The 1,298-nt window shown below is 61.9% G+C and carries 1 protein-coding gene; it reads right to left on the bottom strand.

Annotation, left to right across the window (positions count from 1 at the left end; all coding sequences use genetic code 11):
* Positions 1 to 34: 34 nt before the first annotated feature.
* Positions 35 to 1,225: an IS481 family transposase gene (locus EJC49_RS23650; RefSeq protein ID WP_126702396.1), complete on the bottom strand. Its 1,191-nt coding sequence runs from the start codon at positions 1,223 to 1,225 to the stop codon at positions 35 to 37.
* Positions 1,226 to 1,298: the final 73 nt, after the last annotated feature.

The raw sequence follows: 1,298 nt of genomic DNA, 5'->3' as shown, positions 1-1,298 counted from the left end.
TGTACGACTCGGAGACATGGGTGACAGTTTGTACCTAAGACATGGGTGACAACCTCGTGCCGAACGGGTTGTCGATGGTCTGCAAGGTCCTCTGTTCCAGGTCGATATATCCCAGATCATAGTGCATGAAGGAGACGAGCCAAATGCCGTCGTCGACTTCGGTGATACCCAGTTTCTGACCGGCGAGCACGGTCGATACGTTGATCTTCTTGCGGTGCATGCAGATGCGGCCGCAGGCTGTGACGAGAATGTCCTTGTCGTGGAAGGGGTACTCCAGTTCCGGCAGGCCCTGATAGGCTCTTGGGGATGCTTTGTAGACCTCGGCGGGTGTCTTCATGCCGAGGGCTTCGTGCGGTCGTTCCTCGTTGAATTCGCTGATGAAATCGTCGAACCGGCTCTGTTGCTGGAGCGCGTTCATGCCCGGCGGACGCGCCGTCTCCTGCTTCAGGGTCCGGTGCATGCGCTCATGGCGACCGTTCTGCTGCGGATGGCCCGGCTTGATGCGCTCGATGGCGATACCGAGCCTGAGCCAGAATACGGACAGCTTCGAGAGGTTGTAGAGCCCGTTGGGTGAAGCGAAGGGCAGCCCGTTGTCGCTCCTGATGGCGGCCGGCAAGCCCCGATGCCTGAACAGGCGAAGGAAGGTCTCGATGACGGGCGTCTCCTTCGTGCTCTCGAGGGCTTCGCAGCAAAGGATCATGCGCGAGGCCTGGTCGGTCACCGTCAGGGGGTAACAGTATCGGCCGTCGCCGGTCTTGAACTCGCCCTTGAAGTCCGCGCACCACAGATCGTTTGGATACGCGGCACGCGACAGTTCCGTGCCCTTGGCCTTGTTCGCCGCTCGCCTCTTGCGGGCGCGGCTCACGAGGCCGTGGCGGTCGAGCACTGCATGGACCGTCGACCTGGCCGGAATGCGCACGTCGCCCGCCAGCTTGCGCACGAGCAGCTCGCGTATCTTCCTGGCCCCCCAATGCGGCTTCTCCCGCTTGGTCTCCACGATCAGCCGCTCGATCTGGAAGGCCAACTGGTTGGCGTAGCGCACCGGCCGCCGCGAGCGGTCCGTCAGCGCCTCGAGGCCCTCCTGCCGATAGCGGTCCCAGATCTTGTAGCCGGTCTTGCGCGAGATGCCGAACGCCCGGCAAACCTCACTCATACCTTCGCCGTCCAGAAGACGGCCAACGAAGCGAACGCGCTCGTCCATAACCGAACACTCCTTCCACGGCATCAACACCTCCCAAAAACGGAAAGTGTTACCCATGTGTCCGGTACGTTCCGTCACCTATGTCTCGGGTCGCTCA

The sequence above is a fragment of the Aquibium carbonis genome (assembly GCF_003970795.1).
Classification (GTDB): Bacteria; Pseudomonadota; Alphaproteobacteria; order Rhizobiales; family Rhizobiaceae; genus Aquibium; species Aquibium carbonis.
Note: the sequence above shows the minus strand (reverse complement) of the source record. Positions and strands in the feature narration are given on the sequence as shown.